Annotated in this window: 3 protein-coding genes; all 3 read left to right on the top strand. The window is 38.3% G+C overall.

Annotated features, from left to right (window positions below; all coding sequences use genetic code 11):
• On the top strand, positions 1 to 270 hold a 270-nt coding region (locus PX636_RS03275; RefSeq protein ID WP_288116211.1), incomplete at its 5' end, for a DUF29 domain-containing protein.
• An 11-nt stretch (positions 271 to 281) separates the two neighbouring features.
• Positions 282 to 734 (top strand): DUF29 domain-containing protein, encoded by a 453-nt coding sequence (locus tag PX636_RS03280; protein ID WP_288116213.1) that lies wholly within the window; start codon positions 282 to 284, stop codon positions 732 to 734.
• A 53-nt stretch (positions 735 to 787) separates the two neighbouring features.
• A complete protein-coding gene (locus PX636_RS03285) occupies positions 788 to 1,855 on the top strand; it encodes a ribonucleotide-diphosphate reductase subunit beta (protein ID WP_288116214.1) in 1,068 nt (355 codons plus the stop codon).
• Positions 1,856 to 2,160: the final 305 nt, after the last annotated feature.

The raw sequence follows: 2,160 nt of genomic DNA on the forward strand, positions 1-2,160 counted from the left end.
AAACTGGTTTACTGGCAGTCGGAATTAGAATATAATCAAAGAGGATGGAAAAATGAAATTAGGAATTTCCGTCGTGCCATAAAAAGAATTATTGCCGATAGTCCTAGTCTACAGCCTTATCTAATTGAAATTTTTAACAACTCTTTTCAAGAAGCTCGTATTTCTTTGATCGAATTATCTGGAATGGCTGAAAACTTGGTCAGTTTAGCTCCAATTTGCACTATAGAACAGGCTTTAAATGAGGATTGGTTTCCTGAAATATCAAAATAATGGGGGTAATTATGGAAAAGAAATTATACGAAAAGGACTACTATCTCTGGCTAGAGAAAACCATATATTTACTAGAAAATCATCAATTTTCTGATTTAGATTTAGAGAATTTAATTGACGAAATAAAATCTATGTCTATCAGTCAACAGAAAGCATTAAAAAGCAATCTGATCGTGATTTTATGGCATTTACTAAAATACTTACAAGAGCCAGAAAAACAAACCAGAAGCTGGGCATTAACCCTTTTTGAGCAGCGAGAGAGAATCGAAGAAGATTTAGAAAATAGCCCTAGTCTTAAGAGTTTTTTAACAGAAGACAATTTAAAAAAATGCTATAATAAAGCCAGACAAAAAGCCGCTATTGAAACAGGGATAAACCTAGAGAAATTCCCGAAGGATTGCCCATTTACTTTGGCAGAAGCCCTAGATTTTGAATTTATTCCTAATCAAAATCAAAACATTTGACTTTTTACCGAAAACCTACTATAACCTAAAAGTGCCATAATATCCAAGTAATCATGTCCTTACATTTAGTTAATTCTTGCCATTCGATGCCCATTTCCCCGATCTTCAATCCGGCGGGAGATGATGCGATCGAAAACCGTTCGATCTGGTTTGGTAACACCACCAACCTGATGCAGTTAAACGATGTCCGCTACACCTGGGCCGTGGGTTTATATCAACAAATGCGCGAAAATTTCTGGATTCCGCAACGCTTAGATATCACTCAAGACGTAACTGAATACGGGCATCTTACCGATGAAGAAAGATATGCTTATGATGGTATTTTGTCCTATCTAACTTTTCTTGATTCCGTGCAAACCTGTAATATTCCCCACCTAAAAGGTAGCGTCACTGCGCCAGAAATTAGTCTTTGTATGGCGGAACAAATTTCTCAAGAAGCCATGCACAATCAAAGTTATCAATACTTAATTGAAACCATTATTCCCTCCGATCGCCGAGGCGAAGTTTATGACTTTTGGCGCACCGATAAAGTTCTCAAGGATCGCTGTGAATTTATTGCTAGTCTCTACCAGCAATATATCGATAAACAAACTACTGAAAGCTATTTTATCGCCCTTGTCGCCGATTATTTGCTGGAGAGTTTGTATTTTTACAACGGCTTTATCTTTTTCTATAATCTCGCTTCTCGACAGCTAATGTCCGGTAGTGCTGACGTTTTCAAAATGATCAACCGGGACGAATTAAGTCACGTCCGTTTGTATCAGAAACTTATTCCCGAAGCCATGGCAACTTTTTCCCATTCCGTTGAACAGATTTATGAGATGTTCGATACGGCCGTTAAACACGAATGTCGCTGGACAAATCACATTGTTGGCAACGACATTTTAGGTATTACCGAATACAGTACCGAACAGTACACCAAATACCTCGCTAATATTCGACTGAAAGCGATCGGACTTGAGCCTTTATACAGGGAAGAAAAGTATAACAAAAGTCCCTATAATCATCTGGAACGCTTCTCCGATACCAAAAAAGAAGGCCACACCAAAGCTAACTTTTTTGAAGCAACCGTTACCAGTTATACCATGTCTTCTGGCTTAACTGGATGGGATGAAATTTAAAATTTACGGGACAAGAATAACCCAATTCCTTACCATAAAGTGGCAATTTTGTCAAATATTTTGACAACTTTTGACCCTCTATTCGCTGGGGTGCAAGGGGCCTTTTGCTCCTTCGACCCCGCTCAACCTTTAACGATCCCTACTGGCATCTCGGTAATTATAAGTAGGGCTGGCTGAATAATGGTAAAACCCTTGTTGGTTAAGACTTTTAGAGTTTTTGTAAATCAAAAAGTACCAGATATGGGAGTGATCGGGGGGAAAATTCAGGGACTTTTTCCCTGAAAATTAGGTAATTGACCCCTTCA

Origin of the sequence: Microcystis sp. M53598_WE2 (assembly GCF_030067735.1) — a bacterium.
GTDB lineage: Bacteria > Cyanobacteriota > Cyanobacteriia > Cyanobacteriales > Microcystaceae > Microcystis > Microcystis aeruginosa.